Source organism: Pseudomonas sp. MC6 (assembly GCF_054790575.1).
The window spans coordinates 263,056-282,662 of the sequence record NZ_CP186504.1 but is presented as its reverse complement, the minus strand read 5'-3'; the positions used below and the strand labels follow the sequence as shown (position 1 = coordinate 282,662).

Annotated in this window: 19 protein-coding genes, 6 tRNA genes and 1 pseudogene; 7 read left to right on the top strand and 19 right to left on the bottom strand. The window is 59.5% G+C overall.

Features of this window, described 5'->3' with window-relative positions:
• Nucleotides 1–2: 2 nt before the first annotated feature.
• The 8 genes and pseudogenes from murB to ACOYXE_RS01350 all read right to left on the bottom strand — a co-directional run bounded on the left by murB (nt 3) and on the right by ACOYXE_RS01350 (nt 6,858).
• Nucleotides 3–1,022 (bottom strand): UDP-N-acetylmuramate dehydrogenase, encoded by a 1,020-nt coding sequence (gene murB / locus ACOYXE_RS01385; protein ID WP_160059020.1) that lies wholly within the window; start codon nt 1,020–1,022, stop codon nt 3–5.
• Nucleotides 1,019–1,483: a low molecular weight protein-tyrosine-phosphatase gene (locus ACOYXE_RS01380; protein WP_016986041.1), complete on the bottom strand. Its 465-nt coding sequence runs from the start codon at nt 1,481–1,483 to the stop codon at nt 1,019–1,021. Before ACOYXE_RS01380 ends, murB begins: the two co-directional genes overlap by 4 nt.
• Complete coding sequence (kdsB, locus tag ACOYXE_RS01375; protein WP_460927412.1) at nt 1,483–2,247, bottom strand: 3-deoxy-manno-octulosonate cytidylyltransferase; 765 nt, start codon at nt 2,245–2,247, stop codon at nt 1,483–1,485. The genes ACOYXE_RS01380 and kdsB overlap by 1 nt, the downstream gene beginning before the upstream one ends.
• Nucleotides 2,244–2,430: pseudogene (locus ACOYXE_RS01370) on the bottom strand (Trm112 family protein). Before ACOYXE_RS01370 ends, kdsB begins: the two are co-directional and overlap by 4 nt.
• 21 nt (nt 2,431–2,451) lie before the next feature.
• Entirely contained in the window at nt 2,452–3,462 is a 1,011-nt protein-coding gene (gene lpxK / locus ACOYXE_RS01365; protein WP_160059023.1) for a tetraacyldisaccharide 4'-kinase, read from the bottom strand.
• On the bottom strand, nt 3,462–3,890 hold the full coding sequence (locus ACOYXE_RS01360; protein ID WP_007908223.1) for an ExbD/TolR family protein: 429 nt from the start codon (nt 3,888–3,890) through the stop codon (nt 3,462–3,464). The genes lpxK and ACOYXE_RS01360 overlap by 1 nt, the downstream gene beginning before the upstream one ends.
• Nucleotides 3,887–4,522: a MotA/TolQ/ExbB proton channel family protein gene (locus ACOYXE_RS01355; protein WP_007908216.1), complete on the bottom strand. Its 636-nt coding sequence runs from the start codon at nt 4,520–4,522 to the stop codon at nt 3,887–3,889. The genes ACOYXE_RS01360 and ACOYXE_RS01355 overlap by 4 nt, the downstream gene beginning before the upstream one ends.
• 101 nt (nt 4,523–4,623) lie before the next feature.
• Entirely contained in the window at nt 4,624–6,858 is a 2,235-nt protein-coding gene (locus ACOYXE_RS01350) for a DNA internalization-related competence protein ComEC/Rec2 (RefSeq protein ID WP_160059024.1), read from the bottom strand.
• 136 nt (nt 6,859–6,994) lie between these two features.
• On the opposite strand from ACOYXE_RS01350, the gene ACOYXE_RS01345 reads away from it, so the two are divergent.
• Nucleotides 6,995–7,513, top strand: coding sequence for a DUF2062 domain-containing protein (locus tag ACOYXE_RS01345; protein ID WP_007908202.1), 519 nt, complete (start codon nt 6,995–6,997; stop codon nt 7,511–7,513).
• A 143-nt stretch (nt 7,514–7,656) separates the two neighbouring features.
• On the opposite strand, the gene ACOYXE_RS01340 is transcribed toward ACOYXE_RS01345, so the two are convergent.
• From ACOYXE_RS01340 to ACOYXE_RS01325, 4 genes are all read right to left on the bottom strand, one after another.
• Nucleotides 7,657–8,436, bottom strand: coding sequence for an ABC transporter permease (locus ACOYXE_RS01340; protein WP_008087860.1), 780 nt, complete (start codon nt 8,434–8,436; stop codon nt 7,657–7,659).
• Entirely contained in the window at nt 8,433–9,365 is a 933-nt protein-coding gene (locus ACOYXE_RS01335) for an ABC transporter ATP-binding protein (protein ID WP_160059025.1), read from the bottom strand. The genes ACOYXE_RS01340 and ACOYXE_RS01335 overlap by 4 nt, the downstream gene beginning before the upstream one ends.
• A gap of 123 nt (nt 9,366–9,488) precedes the next feature.
• Nucleotides 9,489–10,112 (bottom strand): glutathione S-transferase family protein, encoded by a 624-nt coding sequence (locus ACOYXE_RS01330; RefSeq protein WP_460927408.1) that lies wholly within the window; start codon nt 10,110–10,112, stop codon nt 9,489–9,491.
• Nucleotides 10,113–10,155: 43 nt separating this feature from the next.
• A complete protein-coding gene (locus ACOYXE_RS01325; protein ID WP_405123082.1) occupies nt 10,156–10,815 on the bottom strand; it encodes a transglutaminase-like domain-containing protein in 660 nt (219 codons plus the stop codon).
• A gap of 248 nt (nt 10,816–11,063) precedes the next feature.
• Between ACOYXE_RS01325 and ACOYXE_RS01320 the strand changes: the two genes are divergently transcribed.
• Nucleotides 11,064–13,511 (top strand): acyl-CoA dehydrogenase, encoded by a 2,448-nt coding sequence (locus ACOYXE_RS01320; protein WP_460927406.1) that lies wholly within the window; start codon nt 11,064–11,066, stop codon nt 13,509–13,511.
• A 74-nt stretch (nt 13,512–13,585) separates the two neighbouring features.
• A complete protein-coding gene (locus tag ACOYXE_RS01315; protein ID WP_039760212.1) occupies nt 13,586–13,993 on the top strand; it encodes a PA2817 family protein in 408 nt (135 codons plus the stop codon).
• Between the two features lie 110 nt (nt 13,994–14,103).
• Here the strand turns inward: ACOYXE_RS01315 and ACOYXE_RS01310 are convergent, their stop codons facing one another.
• Complete coding sequence (locus ACOYXE_RS01310; RefSeq protein WP_160059029.1) at nt 14,104–15,102, bottom strand: LysR family transcriptional regulator; 999 nt, start codon at nt 15,100–15,102, stop codon at nt 14,104–14,106.
• A 90-nt stretch (nt 15,103–15,192) separates the two neighbouring features.
• On the opposite strand from ACOYXE_RS01310, the gene ACOYXE_RS01305 reads away from it, so the two are divergent.
• The 3 genes from ACOYXE_RS01305 to ACOYXE_RS01295 all read left to right on the top strand — a co-directional run bounded on the left by ACOYXE_RS01305 (nt 15,193) and on the right by ACOYXE_RS01295 (nt 17,318).
• Nucleotides 15,193–15,819, top strand: a complete 627-nt coding sequence (locus ACOYXE_RS01305) for an alanyl-tRNA editing protein (protein ID WP_160059030.1) — start codon at nt 15,193–15,195, stop codon at nt 15,817–15,819.
• Nucleotides 15,820–15,907: 88 nt separating this feature from the next.
• The gene (locus ACOYXE_RS01300) at nt 15,908–16,678 is read left to right on the top strand and encodes a 2OG-Fe(II) oxygenase (protein WP_160059031.1); all 771 of its coding nucleotides are present in this window, start codon (nt 15,908–15,910) and stop codon (nt 16,676–16,678) included.
• A gap of 1 nt (nt 16,679) precedes the next feature.
• Nucleotides 16,680–17,318: a LysE family translocator gene (locus tag ACOYXE_RS01295; protein ID WP_160059032.1), complete on the top strand. Its 639-nt coding sequence runs from the start codon at nt 16,680–16,682 to the stop codon at nt 17,316–17,318.
• 128 nt (nt 17,319–17,446) lie between these two features.
• Here the strand turns inward: ACOYXE_RS01295 and ACOYXE_RS01290 are convergent.
• The 6 genes from ACOYXE_RS01290 to ACOYXE_RS01265 form a co-directional block, all read right to left on the bottom strand.
• A tRNA-Gly gene (locus ACOYXE_RS01290) sits at nt 17,447–17,522 on the bottom strand.
• A 2-nt stretch (nt 17,523–17,524) separates the two neighbouring features.
• Nucleotides 17,525–17,600, bottom strand: a tRNA-Glu gene (locus ACOYXE_RS01285).
• Nucleotides 17,601–17,657: 57 nt separating this feature from the next.
• A tRNA-Gly gene (locus ACOYXE_RS01280) sits at nt 17,658–17,733 on the bottom strand.
• Between the two features lie 3 nt (nt 17,734–17,736).
• Nucleotides 17,737–17,812, bottom strand: a tRNA-Glu gene (locus tag ACOYXE_RS01275).
• Nucleotides 17,813–17,916: 104 nt separating this feature from the next.
• Nucleotides 17,917–17,992 (bottom strand) — tRNA-Gly (locus tag ACOYXE_RS01270).
• A 2-nt stretch (nt 17,993–17,994) separates the two neighbouring features.
• Nucleotides 17,995–18,070, bottom strand: a tRNA-Glu gene (locus tag ACOYXE_RS01265).
• A gap of 384 nt (nt 18,071–18,454) precedes the next feature.
• On the opposite strand from ACOYXE_RS01265, the gene ACOYXE_RS01260 reads away from it, so the two are divergent.
• Nucleotides 18,455–19,213, top strand: a complete 759-nt coding sequence (locus tag ACOYXE_RS01260) for a hypothetical protein (protein WP_174244474.1) — start codon at nt 18,455–18,457, stop codon at nt 19,211–19,213.
• The last annotated feature ends 394 nt before the right edge of the window (nt 19,214–19,607 follow it).

Sequence of the window (19,607 nt, the reverse complement as noted above, 5' to 3'; positions counted from 1 at the left end):
CACTAATAGCGATTGGGCTCCATTTCCAGCTCGACATTGAAACGTTCGGCAATGTCTTTCTGGATGCGTTGCGCCAGATCGAGCAGTTGCAGCCCGGTTGCCGCGCCGTAGTTGACCAGCACCAACGCCTGCAATTTATGCACGCCGGCATCTGCCTCACGGAAACCTTTCCAGCCAGCGCGCTCGATCAACCAGCCCGCGGCCAGTTTCATCTGCCCGTCCGGTTGCGAGTAGGCGACCACATCCGGATGCTGCGCTTTGATCTGCGCGACGATGGCCGCCGACACCAGCGGATTCTTGAAGAAACTGCCGGCATTGCCGAGCACTGCCGGGTCCGGCAGTTTTTCACTGCGGATGCTGCAAATCGCGCGGCTGACATCGGTCGGCGTCGGCTGCTCGATACCTTGCTCGGTCAGGCGCTGGCGCACCGGGCCGTATTCCAGATGCAGATGTGCAACGCGATTGAGCGCGAAGCGCACCCGCAAAATCAGCCAACGTCCCGGCTGCTGCTTAAACAGACTGTCGCGGTAGGCAAAGTTGCATTCTTCTAGAGTGAAGTCGCGCAACTCGCCGGTCTGACGATCCAGCGCGGTGAGGCCGGCGAACACATCCTTGATCTCGACACCGTAAGCGCCAATGTTCTGCATCGGCGCAGCGCCGACAGTGCCGGGAATCAGACTGAGGTTTTCCAGTCCGGAAAAGCCCAGCGCCAGTGTGTGTTGGACAAACGGATGCCACGGCTCGCCCGCTTCAGCCTCAATCACCACGCGGTTGCCGTCATCACTGATGACGCGGATCCCGCGCGTTGCCATGCGCAGCACCAGCGCCGGAATATCAGCGGTCAGCAGCAAGTTACTGCCACCGCCAATCACCAGCAACGGCACGTCGTGCGCCGTGGCATACGCCAGCGCTTCACGGACATCGGCATCGCTGCGGGCTTCGGCGAACAGTTGCGCACGAACATCCACGCCAAAACTGTTGAACGACTTCAGGGAAACCTGCGGTTGCACCTGCAAACTCATAACCGGCCCTTCACTTCGATCAACAACTGGTCACACGCGGCTTCGATCAGATCCAGCACCTGCTCGAAACCCTGATCGCCGTCGTAATACGGATCCGGCACTTCATCGACCACACCGGCATAACGACGCAGGAACAGATCCAGCTCAGCCTTGCCGGTCGACGGCTGCAACGCCTTGAGATTGCGCAGGTTGCTGTTATCCATCGCCAGAATCAGATCGTAACTGGCGAAATCGGCACGACTGACCTGCTGCGCCCGTTGCGCCGACAGGTCATAGCCGCGCACTTTGGCCGCAGCCTGGCTGCGTTTGTCCGGCGGATTGCCGACGTGCCAGTCACCGGTGCCAGCCGAGGCCACTTCGACCTGATCCGCCAGCCCCGCTTCACGCAGTTTGTGCCGTAACACGCCTTCAGCCGTGGGCGAACGGCAAATGTTGCCCAGGCACACAAACAGAACGCGCATCAGGCCCCCAGCAGGCGACGAACGCGCTCGAGGTCTTCAACCGTGTCGACGCCGGTTGGCGGCGCGATCAGCGCATCGGCGACATGAATCCGCACGCCGTGCCACAGGGCACGCAGTTGCTCGAGGGATTCAGTGTTTTCCAGCCAGCACGGGCCCCAGCTCACGAAGTCATGAAGGAAACCGGCGCGGTAGGCGTAAATGCCGATGTGACGACGGTACGGCACGCCTTCAGGCAATTGCTCGCGGCTCTTGGTAAACGCATCGCGCGCCCACGGCAGGGTCGCACGGCTGAAGGTCAGCGCCAGACCGTTGAGGTCGCTGACGACCTTGACCACGTTCGGATTGAACAAGGTTTCCACGTCCTCAATCGGCTCGGCCAGCGTGGCCATGCGCGCTTCAGTGTGGGCGGCCAGATTGGCGGCAACCTGATCGATCACGCTCGGCGGGATCAGCGGCTCGTCACCCTGCACATTGACCACTATCGCGTCGGGTTCAAGGCCCAGTTTCGCCGCGACTTCGGCCAGACGATCGGTGCCGGAATTGTGATCTTCACGGGTCAGCACGACTTCGGCGCCAAAGGCCTTGCAGGCCTCGACGATGCGCGCATCGTCAGTCGCAACCACCACGCGGGAGGCGCTGCTTTTGCTCGCCTGTTCCCAGACGTGCTGGATCATCGGCTTGCCGGCGATGTCCAGCAGCGGCTTGCCCGGCAAGCGGGTCGAGGCGAAACGCGACGGGATGACAACGGTGAAGGCGGTGGTCATTTATCCAGACGCTCGTCAGTGGTCAGGGTACGGGCTTCGCTTTCGAGCATCACCGGGATGCCGTCGCGGATCGGGTAGAGCCAGGCCGGCGCCCTTGCTGATCAACTCGGTCTTGTCGGCGCTGAGCTTGAGCGGGCCTTTGCAGATCGGGCACGCGAGGATGTCGAGCAATTTGGTGTCCATGAACATTCCCTGATAAATGAGTTAAGGCAAAAGCCGATCGGGCAACAGGCGCATCAGCTGAGTGTCGAACCAGGCCATGAAGGCCGGCGACGGCACAGCATCGACCGCCAGATACCACCAATCGGCAGCAGCGAAGGCACGGCACTTCACCGCGTCCTTTTCGGTCATCACCAACGGCAATGACGGTGTGAAATTCAACGCCTGCACGCTGTATTCGGCGTGGTCGGCAAACGCATGGGGGATTGCTCGCCAGTCTAGCGCTTCGAGGGTATTGAAGAAACGTTGCGGATTGCCGATCCCGGCGACGGCGTGCACGGCCTGGCCAGCGGGAAAGTGGTCAAGGGGTTTACGCTCCCCGCTGCGCAGGTTGACCAGTGCAGTCGGTTGCAGACGGAAAGCGAAACCGTCGTCACGGTCTTCAGTCGCACCATTGAACAGCACACCATCAACACTTTGCAGACGTTCGATCGGTTCGCGCAACGGCCCGGCAGGCAGGCAACGCTTGTTGCCGAGGCCACGAGCGGCGTCGATCAGCACCAGCTCCAGATCACGCGCCAGGCGGTAATGCTGCATGCCGTCGTCGGAGAGGATCAGATCCAGCGGCTCATTGGCGAGCAAGGCTTTGACGGCGGCGCTGCGATCGGGGTCGATCATCAGCGGCACACCTGTGCGCTGGACGATCAACAACGGTTCATCACCGGCAATGTCCGCGGTTTGCTCGGCCTCAACGCGCCATGGCAGTTGCGGCGGTTTGGCACCGTAGCCACGGCTGACCACGCCGACGCGCAAACCGCTACGCCGGCAATGTTCGATCAACCACAGAATCATCGGCGTCTTGCCGGTGCCACCCACGGTGATGTTGCCGACCACGATCAACGGCACGGGCGATTGATAGATCTCACCCTCACCGCTGAGAAAGCGCTGACGCTTGTTGATCACCACACGGCGATACAACATTTCCAGCGGCCGCAGCAGCGCCAGGGCCGGGTGCCCCTGATACCACGCGGCGAGAAAGCGATCGGACAGGCTCATCAGGATTTGGGCGCCGCCTCGACCGTGGTCATGCGCAGATGGCTGAAACCGAGCTTGCCGGCCGCGTCCATGGCGGTGATCACGGATTGATGCTGAGTCTTGCCGTCAGCACTGATCGACAACGGCATGTTGGTGTCGCCGTTGGACTCTTTCTGCATGGCTTCCATCAGGGTCGCCAGATCATTTTTCGGCAGAATCTTGTTGTTCACCGAAAAAACGCCTTCGGCGCTGATAGCCACGTCGATCTGCTTGAGCTGCTGATCTTCGGCCGGTGACCCGCTGACCGCTTCCGGCAGGTCGACGCGCAACTGGGTTTCACGGGTAAACGTGGTGGTCACGACGAAAAACAGCAGCAGAATGAACACCACGTCGATCAGCGACGCGAGGTTGATATCGATGGTTTCCCGAGGCTTGCGACGGAATTTCACGCGCGGCCCTCGGCCAGGTCGACGTCACGATCGCCCTGCACCACTTCAACCAGTTTGATCGCTTCCTGTTCCATGCCCACCACCAGCTCATCGATACGGCGTTGCAGGAACCGGTGGAAGAACACCGCCGGAATACCGACCATCAGGCCTGCCGCAGTGGTGATCAATGCTTTGGAAATACCACCGGCCAATACCGAGGCGTTGGTGGTCATGCCTGAGCCAGTGAAGGCACTGAAAATGTCGATCATGCCTAACACGGTGCCCAGCAGACCGAGCAACGGCGACATGGCGGCAATCGTGCCCAGCGCATTAACGTAGCGCTCGAGTTCGTGAATGACCCGGGCGGCGGCCTCTTCAATGCACTCTTTCATGATCTCGCGACCATGCTTGGAGTTGGCCAGACCGGCAGCGAGGATTTCCCCCAGCGGCGAATTGGCGCGCAATTCCTTGAGTTTTTCTTTATTGAGCTGCTTGTCCTTGATCCAGACCCAGACCTGGCCCAGCAGATGCTCGGGGGTGACGCGACTGGCGCGCAGGGTCCACAGGCGTTCGGCGACGATCGCCATGGCCGCGATGGAGCTCAGAATGATCGGCAACATCATCCAGCCGCCGGATTTGACCAATTCCCACACAGTGACAGTCCCCTCGAAAAAGTGCGCCACTTTACCATACCGATTCACGATTAAGACCCGCCGCCCCGACGACCGTGATGTGCCATCCATGCTGGCACCGATCAACGGGCGAGCGCAGGCGTATCACGCCAGAAACGCCGCTGATGACGCATCGTCCACGGCGGTTTGAAGCGGCCCAGTTGCAGATGAATGGCGCCCTGTTCGGCGCTGTCGTAAATGCGCAGGCCTTGTTTGCGATAACGCGCCAGTACGGTCGGATGTGGATGGCCGAAAGAGTTGCCCTGTCCGCGAGAAATCAACACGGCTTCAGGTTGCAGCACCTTGAGCAGCGCCATTGACGATGAACTGCGGCTGCCATGGTGAGGCGATTGCAGCCATTGCGTCGGGACCGCCAGTGGACTGTCGAGTAATACGCGTTCGGCGTGGGTGTCGATATCGCCGGTCAGCAACAGGCGCTCGCCATTGGCCTCGATCTGCAACACGCAGGAACGCTGATTGCTGTCGCCGGCGTCCGCCCACTGCCAGAGTTGAAAACGCACGCCGTCCCACTGCCATTGCCGGCCGCTTTCGCAGGCCTCGGCGCTCAACTGCGCGGGCAGCCCCGCCGGGTCGCCGCTGATCACTTGATCGACGGTCAAACCACGAGTGATCGCCAAAGCGCCGCCAGCGTGATCGGCGTCCGCATGGCTAAGCAGCATCAGATCAAGGTTTCTCACGCTGAGTTTGCGCAATGCAGGCAGCACCACCCGCTCACCGAGATCGAAATCGCCAAAGCGTGGCCCCGCGTCATACAGCAGCGCGTGATGACGCGTGCGGATCAGGATGGCCAGGCCTTGGCCGACATCGAGTTGCCAGATCTCGGCCAGCCCTTCATCCAGACGCTCGCGGGGTGGCACGACCAGCAGCAATAGCAATGGCCAGCCCAGTGCACGCATCGGCACGCCGCGCGGCAACAGCAACAACACGGCGCCGAGGCCGCCAATGGCCCAGACCCAAGTGGGTACCGAGGGTGCGATCCACGCCGGCCAATGCCCGGCAATCATTGCCAGCGCGCGAAACAGTACGTCGATCAAACCGCCGGCCAGCCACAGCAGGCCGGCGCCAACATAAGGGACAGGCAACAACACCGTGCCCAGTAGCGCTGGCGGTAACACCACCAGACTGACCCAGGGCACTGCGAGCAGATTGGCCAGCGGCCCGCTGAGACTGACCGGCAGGTTCAGTGCCAGCAAAACCGGGCACAAACCAATCGCAATCAACCATTGCGCCCGCGTCCAGGTCTGCCACCAGCGCCACGGACCCAAACGACCGCCAAAGGTGAAAATCAACACCGCCACCGCCGCAAACGACAGCCACAAACCCGGACGCAAACTGGCGAGCGGATCCAGCAACAGCACACCATTGAACGCCAGCAGCAACGGCCACCATGCCCCCAGATGGCGAAAGCGCAGGCGCCACAACAGCACCAGCCCGACCATCACGCAGGCCCGCTGCACCGGCACATCGAACCCGGCAAGCAGCCCATAACCAAACGCTGCCGCGAACGCCAGCCCACAGGCCCATGGCAGCCACGGCCAACGCAATGGCCACAGGCCAAATCGCGCCAACCCTGCGACCAGCCAATACATCACCGCCGCCAGCAAGCCGATGTGCTGACCGGAAATCACCAACAAGTGCACGGTGCCGGTGTCCTGCAAAATCTGCCAATCCTCACGACTGAGCCCGGACCCATCGCCCAACACCAACGCGGCCAGAGCACCGGTCCGACCGTGCGCATCCACTGCAAGCAGGCGCTGACGAATGCTGTCGCGCCAGGCCCAACGCGCTTCGCTCAGGCGTTGACCGTCCTTGATCGTGCCCGTCGCACCGACGCGTTGCGCCAGCAGCCAAGCCTCGTAATCGAACGCATCCGGATTGAGCAAACCAGCGGGGCGCTTGAGTTTGACTGCCAATCGCCAGCGCTCGCCACTGTTGACCGGCGGCCCGGCGTACCAGGCGAGGCGCATCAGCGATGGCAGCTTTTCATGACGCGAGCGCGCATCCGCCAACTCGAAACGCACCACACCCTCGGCGCTCTGCGGCAAGCCGATGACCCGTCCTTCGAGCCAGCGGGTTTCGCCATCCAGTTCAGTCGGCAAACGATCATTCAACGCCCACTGCGCGCTGACACAGGACCACGTAAAACCCAACAGCAAAAACGCCAACGGATAGCTGCGAAACGGCAGCAGCATCAAAGCAGCCACCGGCAGCAACAGCATCAACCAGACCGGCGGTAATGCCGGCATAAAAACCGGGGCCAGCAGACCAACTGCCAGCGCCATCATCCCTGTGCGCATAAGCCCGTCCTTGAGAGTCCCGCACTTAGGCATAGCGGGTGTCGGGCACAGGCGTCGTCAACAATTGTCACAAAGTCTGAATGGGCGCTTCGTAGAATCCAGACATACTTGCCGCCTTAACCGACCGAGAAGCCTTATGCCCCGGCGCTTATTCAAACGTTACATGCCCGACCCGACGAGCATCAGGGAACACAAATCCTTACGCTTTCTCGGCAAGTTGCTGCATGACCCGAATCTCTGGCACCTCAATCGCCACTCGGTCGCCCGGGCGATGGCGGTCGGCCTGTTTGCTGCGTTCCTGCCGATTCCGGCGCAGATGCTGGTGGCCGCCGCCCTCGCCGTCATGGTGCGGGGGAACATGCCGATTGCGGTCAGCCTGGTGTGGCTGACCAATCCGATCACCATGCCGGCGGTGTTCTTCTGTACGTATCAGGCTGGGGCGTTTTTGATGGACGTGCCTGCCCGGCATCTTCCAGATGAGCTGACCTGGGAATGGATCAGCGGCGAGTTGTCGACGTTGTGGCAGCCGTTCTTGCTCGGTTCGGTAGTGGTAGGGCTGGTGCTTGGCGCCCTCGCCTATTGCCTGGTGATGATGTATTGGCGTTGGTGGGTCGCGCGGCAATGGGCGCGGCGCAAGAAAAGCCGCATGCGCTGAATGCAAAACGGCCTCCGCAGTGGGAGGCCGTTTTGATTTGTGGCGTCTGGATTGGCCCTATCGCGAGCAGGCTCACTCCTACATTGGAATGCGTTCCCCTGTAGGAGTGAGCCTGCTCGCGATGGCCACGACTCGGTCTGGAGTCAGGTACGCATCCCGCGCCCACTCACCAGCAACCGTGCACAACCGAGATACAGCACCACCGTCGCCACCAGCATAAAGGTGATCGCAATGCCGATCTTGATATCTGACACACCGAGAATGCCGTAACGGAAGGCGTTGACCATGTGCAACACCGGGTTGGCCAGCGACACGGTTTGCCAGAATGGCGGCAGCAGCGTGATCGAATAGAACACCCCACCCAGATAGGTCAGCGGCGTCAGCACAAAGGTCGGGATGATTGAAATATCATCGAAGTTGCGCGCAAACACCGCGTTGATGAAGCCCAGCAGCGAGAAGATCGTCGCCGTCAGCACCACCACGAGAATAGTCACACCGAGGTGATGCACCTGCAGATGGGTGAAGAACAGCGACAGAATCGTCACGATCACGCCGACCATCAGGCCACGCAACACACCGCCAATGGTGAAGCCGATCAGAATCGTGTGCGGCGACACCGGCGAGACCATCAGCTCTTCGATGGAGCGCTGGAACTTGCTGCCGAAGAAACTCGAGACGACATTGCCGTAGGAGTTGGTAATCACCGACATCATGATCAGCCCCGGCACGATGTACTCCATGTAGGTGAAGCCACCCATGTCGCCGATCTGCCGGCCGATCAGGTTACCGAAGATCACAAAGTACAGAACCATAGTGATCGCTGGCGGCAGCAGGGTCTGCGGCCAGATCCGCGTGAAACGTTTGACCTCGCGGTAAACAATGGTCTGCAGCGCGACGAGGTTGGGACGGAATTCGGAACTCATACCGCCACCTTCGACAGATTTTTCTCCACCAGGGACACGAACAGCTCCTCGAGGCGATTGGTTTTGTTACGCAGGCTCAATACTTCGATGTTCTGCTGCGCCAACTGAGTGAACAACGCCGTGATGCCCATGGATTTGTCGACCTGGACTTCCAGGGTATGGCTGTCGATCAACCGGGCCGGATATCCGAGCAGTTGCGGCGCGACGCTCAAGTCGTTTTTCAGGTCCAGCAAGAAGGTTTCCACGTGCAGCTGGCCGAGCAATTGTTTCATGCTGGTGTTTTCGACGATGGTGCCGTGGTCGATGATGCCGATGTTGCGGCACAGCTGCTCAGCCTCTTCCAGATAGTGCGTGGTGAGGATAATGGTGATGCCTTTCTGGTTCAGTTCGGTGAGGAACGTCCACATCGACCGGCGCAGCTCGATATCGACGCCTGCGGTCGGTTCATCGAGGATCAGCAGACGTGGTTCATGGACCAGCGCACGGGCGATCATCAAACGGCGCTTCATGCCGCCGGACAACGACCGCGACGGCACGTCGCGCTTGTCCCACAGGCCCAATTGAGTGAGGTACTGCTCGGCGCGTTCCTTGGCGATTTTCGCCGGAATGCCGTAGTAACCGGCCTGGGTCACGACGATGTCGAAAGTCTTTTCGAACTGATTGAAGTTGAATTCCTGGGGCACCACGCCGATCGAGCGCTTGAGCTGCGCAGGATTCTTGTCCAGGTCATGACCGAAGATATTCACCGTACCGCTGGTCTTGTTGACCAGGGTCGAGAGAATGCCGATGGTCGTGGATTTGCCGGCACCGTTGGGGCCGAGCAAGGCGAAAAAGTCACCTTCGGCGACGTCCAGATCGATACCACTCAAGGCCTGGAACCCGTTGCCGTAGGTTTTGGTTAGCTGCCGGATGGACAGAGCGGAACTCATATCTGATTTACGCACCATTGAAGGAAAAAAGGAGACGGCGGCGAAAGATCGAACCGCAGCGCAAGTGCGCAATGGTGCTTGCCACCGCCGTACAAGTACAGTCAAGTGTGTCGATAGTAGGTATTAAGTCAACGCGGTCATGACTGCTTTCTGGTAGGCCGGACGCTGCTTCAGGCGCTCGTACCAAGCCTGCACATGCGCTTGCGGGGCGCGTTCGATGGGCATCTCGAACCAGGCATAAATGAAACTGCCGAGCGGGATATCGCCCATGCCGATGTCTTGGCCGGAAAGATACGGTTGGCTGGCCAACGCCTCTTCGGCCATGCTCAGCAACTCGCTGCATTCCTTGATCGCGGCGTTGATCGCTGGCCAGTCCTGCTTGTCCGCCGGGGTGCGCAAGACGCCCCAGAACACCGTGCGGAATGGCCCGGCAAAACTCGACGTGGTCCAGTCCATCCACTTGTCGGCGATGGCGCGGGCTTGCGGATCGGCCGGATACCAAGCGCTATCAGGCGCATGCTTGGCCAGCAGATAACGCACGATGGCGTTGGATTCCCACAGCACGAAACCGTCGTCTTCGATCACTGGCACCCGACCGTTCGGGTTCATCGCCCGGTACTCAGGTGTGTCGACTACGCCGAATGCGCCACCGGCATCGATCGCCTCGTAAGCCAGACCGAGCTCCTCGGCGGCCCACAATGGCTTCCTGACATTCGATGAGTTTTTCCGTCCCCAGATCTTCAGCATGACCGCCTCTTTGCAAATGCGTGGGCAGGCAGCATACGCCGGATCAGACGCGGCTCAAATCACTCTGCATATCGCCCAGCAGTTGCGGCTGCTCATCAGTGAACAGATGCGGATAGCACTTTTGCAGATGTTCGAAGAAGAACGTCTCCGGTACATCGGCGAATTGTCCGTGATCGACCAGATACTCCATCAACTGTGCACCGTCGCGGTTGAACGGGTGGAAAACGCTGTCGTTGATGCCGTCGAACTCCAGTGGCGCGACGTTGAACAGCTCGCAGAGCTTCTGGTTGAACGCCGGGGTGGCTTTGACCCAGCGATCATTGAGAAAAAACTCGGTGTAGCCGTGCATGGCGAACATGTCGCTTTTCAATAACTGGAGCAGACGCGGGGTCGACAGGTGATTTTTCACATCGGCCAGGCCGATCCGCGCCGCGATTCCGCAATGCCGCGCGCAGCCCGCCAGCAGCGTGGCTTTCGGTACGCAATAACTCTCCGCCGTCGCCAATGCATAACTGCCACACAAAGTCTGCGGATCACGGCTGAAGGTGTAAGGGTTGTAGCGCACCGCCTCACGTACTGCGTAATAAAGATTGATCGCCTGCTCAAGCGGATCGCGGCTGGCGCCCCGATGCTGTTCGGCGAACTCCACCACCGCCGGGTGGTCACTATCGATGAAGCGGCCGGGGCTCAGATACTCGTGCATGACGACAATCTCCTGGGTGAGTCCCGAGTCTAGCGACAGCTTCAGCACAGAGATAACGACGTTTCGGCCAAACTTGGACGCAAAGACGCGGGATCGGCGAACGATTTCCCACACGTGTTGCCCACCGAACCTACGAAAACCATCCGGGGTTTCCCACGATTTCAATCACCTTGGTCTGACCGCCCGGTTTTACAGATGCCGTCTAAGCTCTGGAGGGTCGATTTGCCTTGGTTCACGGAGGACTGAATATGCTGTTGTTGTGGATACTGGTTTTGATCGTTGGCGTGGCATATCTCGCCCACCGGCGTATTTCGCCTCTGCCCGCGTTGGGCATCGTTGCCACCTACTTGCTGGCGATGGGTATTTTCAGTCATGCGCCGGGATGGCTGTTGCTGGTGTTCTGGGTCCTGCTGGCGGTGGTCGCTGCACCGTTGCTGCTGCCTGACCTGCGCCGCAAGCATTTCACGGCGCCGCTGTTCAACTGGTTTCAGAAAACCCTGCCGCCCATGTCGCAGACCGAACGCGACGCAATCGATGCCGGCACTGTCTGGTGGGATGGCGAGCTGTTCAGCGGCCGTCCGGACTGGGACAAACTGCTGGCCTATCCCAAGGCGCAACTGAGCGAAGAAGAACAGGCCTTCATTGATGGCCCGACTGAAGAACTCTGCGCGATGGTCACTGACTGGCAGATCGGCCAGTCGATGGACTTGCCGCCGGAAGCCTGGGCGCACATCAAGGAACACGGCTTTTTTGCCCTGATCATTCCGAAAGAATTCGGTGGTAAGGGGTTCTCTGCTTACGCTCACTCGCAAGTGGCAATGAAACTGGCCACACGCAGCGGTGACCTCGCCTCCACCGTGATGGTGCCTAACTCACTCGGCCCGGCCGAACTGCTGTTGCATTACGGCACCGACGAACAACGCAATCACTACTTGCCACGCCTGGCCCGTGGCGATGACATCCCGTGCTTCGCCCTCACCGGCCCGCTTGCGGGTTCTGATGCCGGCGCGATGCCCGACACCGGCATCATCTGCAAAGGTCAGTGGAAAGGTCAGGAAGTCATCGGACTGCGCCTGAACTGGGAAAAGCGTTACATCACTCTTGGCCCCGTGGCCACCCTTCTCGGTCTGGCGTTCAAGGCGTATGACCCGGAGCACCTGCTCGGTGACAAGGAAGACCTCGGCATCAGTCTCGCACTGATCCCGACCGATACCGCTGGCGTCGAAATCGGTCGCCGTCACCTACCGTTGGGCGCGGCATTTATGAACGGCCCGAACTCGGGCAAGGACGTGTTCATCCCGCTGGACTTCCTCATCGGCGGTCAGGAAATGCTCGGCAAGGGCTGGATGATGCTGATGAACTGTCTGTCGGTGGGCCGTTCGATCTCGTTGCCGGCAGTCGGTACCGGGGCAGCCAAATTCACCAGTCTGGTAACTGGTCAGTACGCGCAGATTCGTGAACAGTTCAATGTACCGCTGTCGGCCTTCGAAGGTATTCAGGAAGCCATGGCGCGCATCGGCGGCAACGCGTGGATGATGGACGCGGCACGGATGCTCACCGCCAACGCAGTGGATCTCGGTGAGAAACCCTCGGTGCTTTCGGCGATCCTCAAGTACCACCTCACCGAGCGCGGCCGCGAGTGCATCAGCCACGCCATGGACGTGCACGGCGGTAAGGCGATCATCATGGGGCCGAACAACTACCTCGGGCGCAGCTGGAACGGTGCGCCGATCTTCATCACCGTGGAAGGCGCGAACATTCTTTCGCGCAACCTGATGATCTTCGGTCAGGGCGCGATTCGTTGCCATCCATTCGTGCTGAAGGAAATGGCTCTGGCGGGTCGTGAGGACAAGGATCAGGCGCTGAAAGAGTTCGATGGCCTGCTGCTCAAACACATTGGTTTCGCTGTGAGCAACGCTGCCAGCACGCTGGTACTGAACTTGGGTTTCGGCCACTTCGAGCATGCGCCGGGCGACAAGATCAGTCAGGGTTACTTCCGCGCACTCAACCGTCAGGCAGCGGCGTTTGCCATGCTCGCCGACTTCAGCATGATGCTGCTCGGCGGCGAACTGAAGCGTCGCGAACGTCTGTCGGCCCGTTTGGGAGATGTGCTGAGCAACCTGTATCTGGCCTCTGCCGCGCTCAAGCGCTATCACGATCTGGATTCGCCAGCGTACATGGAGCCGCTGTTCCGATGGGCAATGGAAGAAAGTCTCGGCCAGGCGGAACGAGCAATGGATGAGTTGCTGCGCAACTTCCCCAACAAGGTGTTCGGCTGCCTGCTGCGCGTCATCGTCTTCCCGTTTGGCCGTCGTCACAAAGGCCCGTCGGACAAACTCGGAGCGGAAGTGGCTGGCGTCATTGGTCGCGCCAAGGGCGATCCGGCGCTGGAAGAACTGCTTGCCGGTTGCTATCGCCCACAGTCGGCAGACGATGCGGTCGGCGCGCTGCAACACGCCAGCGATCTGCTGAATGCTGCGCAGCCATTACACAAAAAACTGCACACTTCGCTGAAAAGCGGTCAGGTCAAACCGGTGGCGGGCGAACACGCCATCGATGCAGCACTGGAGGCCGGAGTGTTGCAACCGGTGGAAGCGCAGAGCCTGCGCGATGCCGAAGCAGCGCGACGCAAGGTGATCGACGTCGATGATTTCGACAAAGAGGAGCTGGCGCTCGCAGAGGGCAAAGTCCGCTGATCCTGACAACCATGTCCAAGAGGGCGCAGGAGCTTTATACTCCCGCGCCCGTTTTGCTCTTGAGGACTTATCTCGTGTCCAACGTCGTTGCCGATCATCTTGTTTTACTCGACCACCTGCGCAGCATCCTGGTCGCCGTAGGTGAGGCCGAACAGGTTCCCGAAGAAAGCCATGCCCTGTTCCTGGAGCGCTTCGACGAACTGCTCGCATCGCTGCCGATCGATCCGATCGAAAGCCAGTACCTGGGCCAGGACATCCTGACTCAAGTGATTAGCCGTTACCCGCAGATCGCCCACCTGATCCCGCGCGATCTGCTGTGGTTCTTCGCCGGTGACTGCCTGCACTACCTGTCCGATGAAGAGATCGACCTGTATCAGGCGCTGGAAGAGCGCCGTTACGAAGCTGAACAGAACGACGAACCGTTCGACTGGAATCAGGAAAAACAGCTGCTGGCGATGTCTGCTCAGGACAGCAAGCACTGATTTAACTGTTTGGTTGAAAATCAAAAGATCGCAGCCTTCGGCAGCTCCTACAGTGGAATCACGCAATCCCCTGTAGGAGCTGCCGTAGGCTGCGATCTTTTGCTTCTGCGTTACAGCAATCCCTCGCTTTCCGGTAATTCATACGCCATGGCTGCGTTACTCGCACTACCAGACTTGCCCGGCTTGCTCAAAGTCGGCTCTTTCTGCAGACACTCCACCAGATAGTCGATAAACACCCGCAACTTGGGAGGCAGATAGCGCGTCGGCGAATGCAGCAACCACAGTCCGCCATGGTAGGACGCCAGGAAAGTCCAGTCCGGCAGCACCTGCACAATCAACTTCTGCTCAAGTGCGTAACGGGCGGTGAAATACGGCAGGCTGCCGATGCCAATGTGCTGCAACACCGCGCCCAAGCGCACGCCCGTATGATTGGCGGCATAGCGACCACGCACCCCTACCGTCACCGCTTTGTTGCCTTTCTTGAATTTCCAGCGCGCATCGCTCGGAGTTTCCCCCAGATAAACACAGCTGTGATTGAGCAAATCATGGGGATGGGTCGGCGTGCCGTGTTCGGCCAGGTATTGCGGCGTGGCACAGAGCAGGTGGTCGATGGTCAGTAACTGCCGCCCAACCAGCCCGGCCGGGGGGCGATCGGTGATGCGAATCGCCAGATCGACATGGTCGTCGATCAAATCGACCTGACGATCTTCCAGCAGCAACTCGACATCGACCTTGGGGTAGCGCCGCAAAAATTCAGGCATATGCGGATGGATCACGAAGCGACCCACTGCTTTCGGCACGCTGACGCGCACCAGACCTTCCGCTTCATGGGTAAACTGACCACTGATTTCCATCACCGATTTGGCCGCGCTGACCATTTCCTGGCAGCGCTTGAACACCTCTTCGCCACCGTCACTCAAACGCAGCTTGCGCGTGGTGCGCTGCAACAACCGCGTGGCCAAGGCTTTTTCCAGCCGCGAAATACTGCGGCTCACCGCTGAGGGCGATGAGCCCAGTTGCCGAGCGGCTTCAGAGAAGCTGCCGGTCTCCACGACCTTGACGAAAATCGCCATTTCACCGAGCAGCGGTAGCGGCAGATTGATGCTCACAGCGCACAAGTCCTTTGATGTTTGAACGGATTATCACGTTATTGCACGATTCATATAATAAAAAAAGAAACTTTAATAAGGGCATGGAATATGACGCTTCGCCTCTTTTTCCATAGTGATGACCTCAAGGCCAATGTGGAAGTCCTCGACTGCACGCCCCAAGAGCACGAATTCGCCGTGGTATTGCGCGCCACACTGTTTCATCCGCAAGGCGGTGGCCAGCCGTGTGATACCGGCTGGATCGGCGAAAGCCAGGTAATGCGTGTGGTGCAGGAGCCAGAGCGGATCATTCATTTTGTTGACCGGCCGGTGGCGCTCGGCATGACCTGTATCCGCATCGACGAACAGCGCCGCCACTTCAACACGCGCATGCATTCAGCCGGTCACCTGATCGGGCATTTCGTTCAAGCACTGGGCTGGACGCCGATCAAGGCGCACCACTGGCCGGATGAAGGCCGAGTGCAATTCAAACCCGGCGATGCCGCGCAGGAAGTCGACGCAGAGACCGTTCAATACGGCATTGGCCAGTGGATCGAGCACGATCTGCCGCGCCTGACCTCACTGCGCGAAGGCGCGCGGGAAATCAGTTTTGGTGACCTGCCCGCCTATGGCTGCGGCGGCACCCATGTACGCAGCCTGAAGGATCTGGGCACAGTCACGATCGCGTCCCTTTCGCAGAAGAAGGGCACGCTGTCCGTCCACTACCACGTGGATTGAGCATTTCGGACGCTGCCTCACGCAACGTCCGACGCCGGGGAACCGCATTCGCAGGTTCCGTTGACTATCGATAGATGGACCTAAAAAAATGATGCTAGACGTCGAGCGTCTCGATGAGACGTGCATAAAAAAACTGGCCAACGAAGAAGTCCTCGCCATCCGCGTCAAAGGCTTTTTGCCTGAGCCACTGGCCATTCAGATTGGCGACAAGATTCTCGCTCCAGGCTTTGAGGGCTACATCAACGCACCGAGCATCGGCCGCATCGGCATGGCGTTTTACGAGGCAGAAAACCAGCCGCTGCTGATCGAGGACTACTTCGATCGCGCCACCAGCAACATCGCGGAACTGCGCAATCGCTGCGCGCCCTACCCCTCACCGATCGATACCTTGCGCTGCATGCTCGACGAATCCTGGCCGGCTGGCGCACACCTGGAAAACCTCTACGGCCGCAAAATGTATGTCGGCCTTTCGCGAGTGGTGAAACCAGGCGTGTGCTTCCTCGCCCACCACGACATCTTCGCCAAAGACGCCCCGGACAGTTTCCAGGCCCGCAGCCTGGAGGCGCAGTTCGCCTGCAACGTCTATCTGAACATGCCGACCGAGGGCGGCGCGCTGCAGATGTGGGACGACGACATCAGCCCGGATCAATTCGACGAAATGCGTGGTGACAGCTATGGCATCGAACCGGCGCTGCTCGGCCCTCCCGCCCTCGAAGTCCGGCCACAACCCGGCGATTTCATCATGTTCAATTCGCGGCGCATGCACTCGGTGACCCCGGGCGTGGCCGATCCGCGCTTGAGCCTTTCCTTTTTTGTCGGCTATCGCGGCAATGCTTCACCCCTGACGTACTGGAGCTGAGATGTATTCGAATTATCTGGGCGAGTTTCTGGCGCTGGCTACTATTCACTTTCTGGCCGTGGTTGCTCCCGGCCCGGACTTCGCGGTCACCATTCGCCAAAGCGTACGCTTCGGCCGACTGGTGGGAATCTGCACGGCGCTGGGGATCGGCGCAGGGATTTCCGTGCACGTGCTCTACACGCTGTTGGGTGTAGGGGCATTGATGCACACCACCCCGTGGTTGCTGACCGTGGCCAAAGTGGTTGGCGGTGCTTACATTCTGTATCTGGGTGTCAGCCTGCTGCGCAGCAAGCCAAAGTCAGCCATTGAAGGTGAGAAAACCAGCGAGGAACCGCTGGTTGAGCAAACCCTGTTCAAAGCGTTCAGCACCGGTTTTCTGACCAATGCGACCAACCCCAAGGCCACGCTGTTTTTCCTGGCCATTTTCACAACGATCATCAGCGCCGAAACACCTCTGCAAATCCAGGCGTTCTATGGTTTGTGGATGTGTTTTGTGAATGCGCTGTGGTTTGTCGTGGTCGCGCTGTTTTTCTCGAGCAGTCGGGTTCGAGTGCTGTTCATGCGCATGGGGCATTGGTTCGAACGCACCATGGGCGTGGTGCTGATTCTGTTTGCCGGGCGCTTGATGCTGTCTTGGTAAACAGACGGAAAACGCAAAAAGGCCCGTCGAATCGCTTCGACGGGCCTTTTTCTTCATGACCTGATGGCACAAACACAAATCACGCGCATACAAAAACGCCGCTCTGTTGAGCGGCGTTTTTGTGAATATGGAGCGGGAAACGAGACTCGAACTCGCGACCCCGACCTTGGCAAGGTCGTGCTCTACCAACTGAGCTATTCCCGCAATGGCGTCCCCTAGGGGACTCGAACCCCTGTTACCGCCGTGAAAGGGCGGTGTCCTAGGCCACTAGACGAAGGGGACACAGGCTACAACTTTCACTAATAAAAACGCCGCTCACTGAGCGGCGTCTTTAGAATTTGGAGCGGGAAACGAGACTCGAACTCGCGACCCCGACCTTGGCAAGGTCGTGCTCTACCAACTGAGCTATTCCCGCAAATGGCGTCCCCTAGGGGACTCGAACCCCTGTTACCGCCGTGAAAGGGCGGTGTCCTAGGCCACTAGACGAAGGGGACACGCTACCCGGAACACATGGTGTGTGTTTCGGTGTCCAGATCCGCATCCGAAGACTGGGTTCTGGTTTCACTCAGCACCGCCCGAAAGCAGAGCTGTTTAAAATTGGAGCGGGAAACGAGACTCGAACTCGCGACCCCGACCTTGGCAAGGTCGTGCTCTACCAACTGAGCTATTCCCGCATTGGCGTCCCCTAGGGGACTCGAACCCCTGTTACCGCCGTGAAAGGGCGGTGTCCTAGGCCACTAGACGAAGGGGACACACTACAACATTCACTCCCTGCCGCGCTTCGCTGTGTGCTTTACGCTGCAAGTGGCGCGCATTCTATGGATGGATTGAGAGGTCGTCAACCCCTTGATATAAATTTATTTAAATCAATGACTTCGACCTGCTTTACGGCGGCAATCAGGCTTTTCCGTCGCCCGACGATTGACGCCTATATTCTGCCACTCGCCAAGACGTTATAGTCCACCGCACAGTGATGGCAATCTGCACCCGCAGCGCCAGCATTCATATAAGCAGCGTGCGGCCGATACAGATTGAACCTGCCGATCCAACTCGTCGAGCGGCGCTAGGCGGCTAAATGCCCAGCCACTACACTCGCATGCGAACCCTATAAAGAGGTCTTACCGGTGACACCACTCATGATCACCCTGCTAGTCATAGCCGGGATCGCAATTCTGATCGCCATTGGCTATATGAACCATGTGGTGGAAAACAACAAACTGGAGAAGGCCCGCACCAAGGTCGAGCTTAACGACCGCCTGCGCCGCTGCGGCGAACTGACCGAGACCTTCCCGGGCCAGTTCATGACCCCGGCCCTCAAGCTGCTGCTGACCCGCCTGGAATTGAACGTCTGCCAGCGCCTGCTGAACCTGGAAAAAACCAGCGCCACCATAAAAGCGCGCATCACCGAACTAAGCGCCTTGGTCGCCCAAGGCGAATCGATCCCGGTCAACAACCCGCCGGCACCGATCCTGACCGAAGCCAAAGCCAAAGACGTGCGCTTCCTGCTTGAAGCCCTCCACGGCCAGATCACCCGCGCCGCCCACGACGGCTTCCTGCCGCCGAACGAAGCCAAGCACTGGATCCGCGAAGTCCGCCACATTCTGGTGTTGCTGCACATCGAATTCTTCAACAACCTCGGTCAACAGTCCCTGCAACAAAACCAGCCCGGCCAGGCCCGCCTCGCCTTCGAACGCGGCGTGCAATACCTGCGCAAACAGCAGGATCCGCAGATGTACGCAGAACAACTGCAATACCTGGAAAAACTGCTGGCCCGCGCCAACGCCCAGGTCATGGACAAGATTGCACCGGTTGAAGGTGAAGAGAACCAACTGACTGCCGGCCTAAAAGATGTAGAGGCCGATGCAGACTGGAAGAAGAAAGTGATCTACGACTGATCGCAGATGTAGAGAGAGAAGCCACCGAGAGGTGGCTTTTTTGTGGGTTCGCGGGAGTGAACACGATAGACACCCGATGGATGCGAGGCCGCTTTCGCGAGCAGGCTCGCTCCCACAGAAAAGCAAAAGCAAAACAGCGCCCACCTCGCACCGCGTCGCTTCTCACCACTCAACAGGATGAGCGTTAGCTCGGCTGCAGCTTTTGATCTGTAAGGCGACGTCGGAAGGCTGAGTGGAGGGATTGATCCGGGCGTGGGAGCGCAGCGACCGTTTGGCGCAGCCAAACACAGCGAGAGGAGGTGCAGCGAAGCAAACCGGAGGCGCTGCGCCCGGATCGATCCCGCAGCGAAGGAACCCCGAGCCCCAGCGAGCGGGCCGTACGTAGGAGCAAGCG

Coding starts and splice junctions, on each gene's coding strand:
- ACOYXE_RS01325 (WP_405123082.1), bottom strand. CDS start 10,815: ATGCACGAGTATCTGAGCCCCGGCCGCTTCATCGATAGTGACCACCCG.
- ACOYXE_RS01345 (WP_007908202.1), top strand. CDS start 6,995: ATGCCCCGGCGCTTATTCAAACGTTACATGCCCGACCCGACGAGCATC.
- ACOYXE_RS01330 (WP_460927408.1), bottom strand. CDS start 10,112: ATGCTGAAGATCTGGGGACGGAAAAACTCATCGAATGTCAGGAAGCCA.
- ACOYXE_RS01320 (WP_460927406.1), top strand. CDS start 11,064: ATGCTGTTGTTGTGGATACTGGTTTTGATCGTTGGCGTGGCATATCTC.
- ACOYXE_RS01295 (WP_160059032.1), top strand. CDS start 16,680: ATGTATTCGAATTATCTGGGCGAGTTTCTGGCGCTGGCTACTATTCAC.
- kdsB (WP_460927412.1), bottom strand. CDS start 2,247: ATGACCACCGCCTTCACCGTTGTCATCCCGTCGCGTTTCGCCTCGACC.
- ACOYXE_RS01340 (WP_008087860.1), bottom strand. CDS start 8,436: ATGAGTTCCGAATTCCGTCCCAACCTCGTCGCGCTGCAGACCATTGTT.
- murB (WP_160059020.1), bottom strand. CDS start 1,022: ATGAGTTTGCAGGTGCAACCGCAGGTTTCCCTGAAGTCGTTCAACAGT.
- ACOYXE_RS01380 (WP_016986041.1), bottom strand. CDS start 1,483: ATGCGCGTTCTGTTTGTGTGCCTGGGCAACATTTGCCGTTCGCCCACG.
- ACOYXE_RS01335 (WP_160059025.1), bottom strand. CDS start 9,365: ATGAGTTCCGCTCTGTCCATCCGGCAGCTAACCAAAACCTACGGCAAC.
- ACOYXE_RS01350 (WP_160059024.1), bottom strand. CDS start 6,858: ATGCGCACAGGGATGATGGCGCTGGCAGTTGGTCTGCTGGCCCCGGTT.
- ACOYXE_RS01305 (WP_160059030.1), top strand. CDS start 15,193: ATGACGCTTCGCCTCTTTTTCCATAGTGATGACCTCAAGGCCAATGTG.
- lpxK (WP_160059023.1), bottom strand. CDS start 3,462: ATGAGCCTGTCCGATCGCTTTCTCGCCGCGTGGTATCAGGGGCACCCG.
- ACOYXE_RS01260 (WP_174244474.1), top strand. CDS start 18,455: ATGATCACCCTGCTAGTCATAGCCGGGATCGCAATTCTGATCGCCATT.
- ACOYXE_RS01300 (WP_160059031.1), top strand. CDS start 15,908: ATGATGCTAGACGTCGAGCGTCTCGATGAGACGTGCATAAAAAAACTG.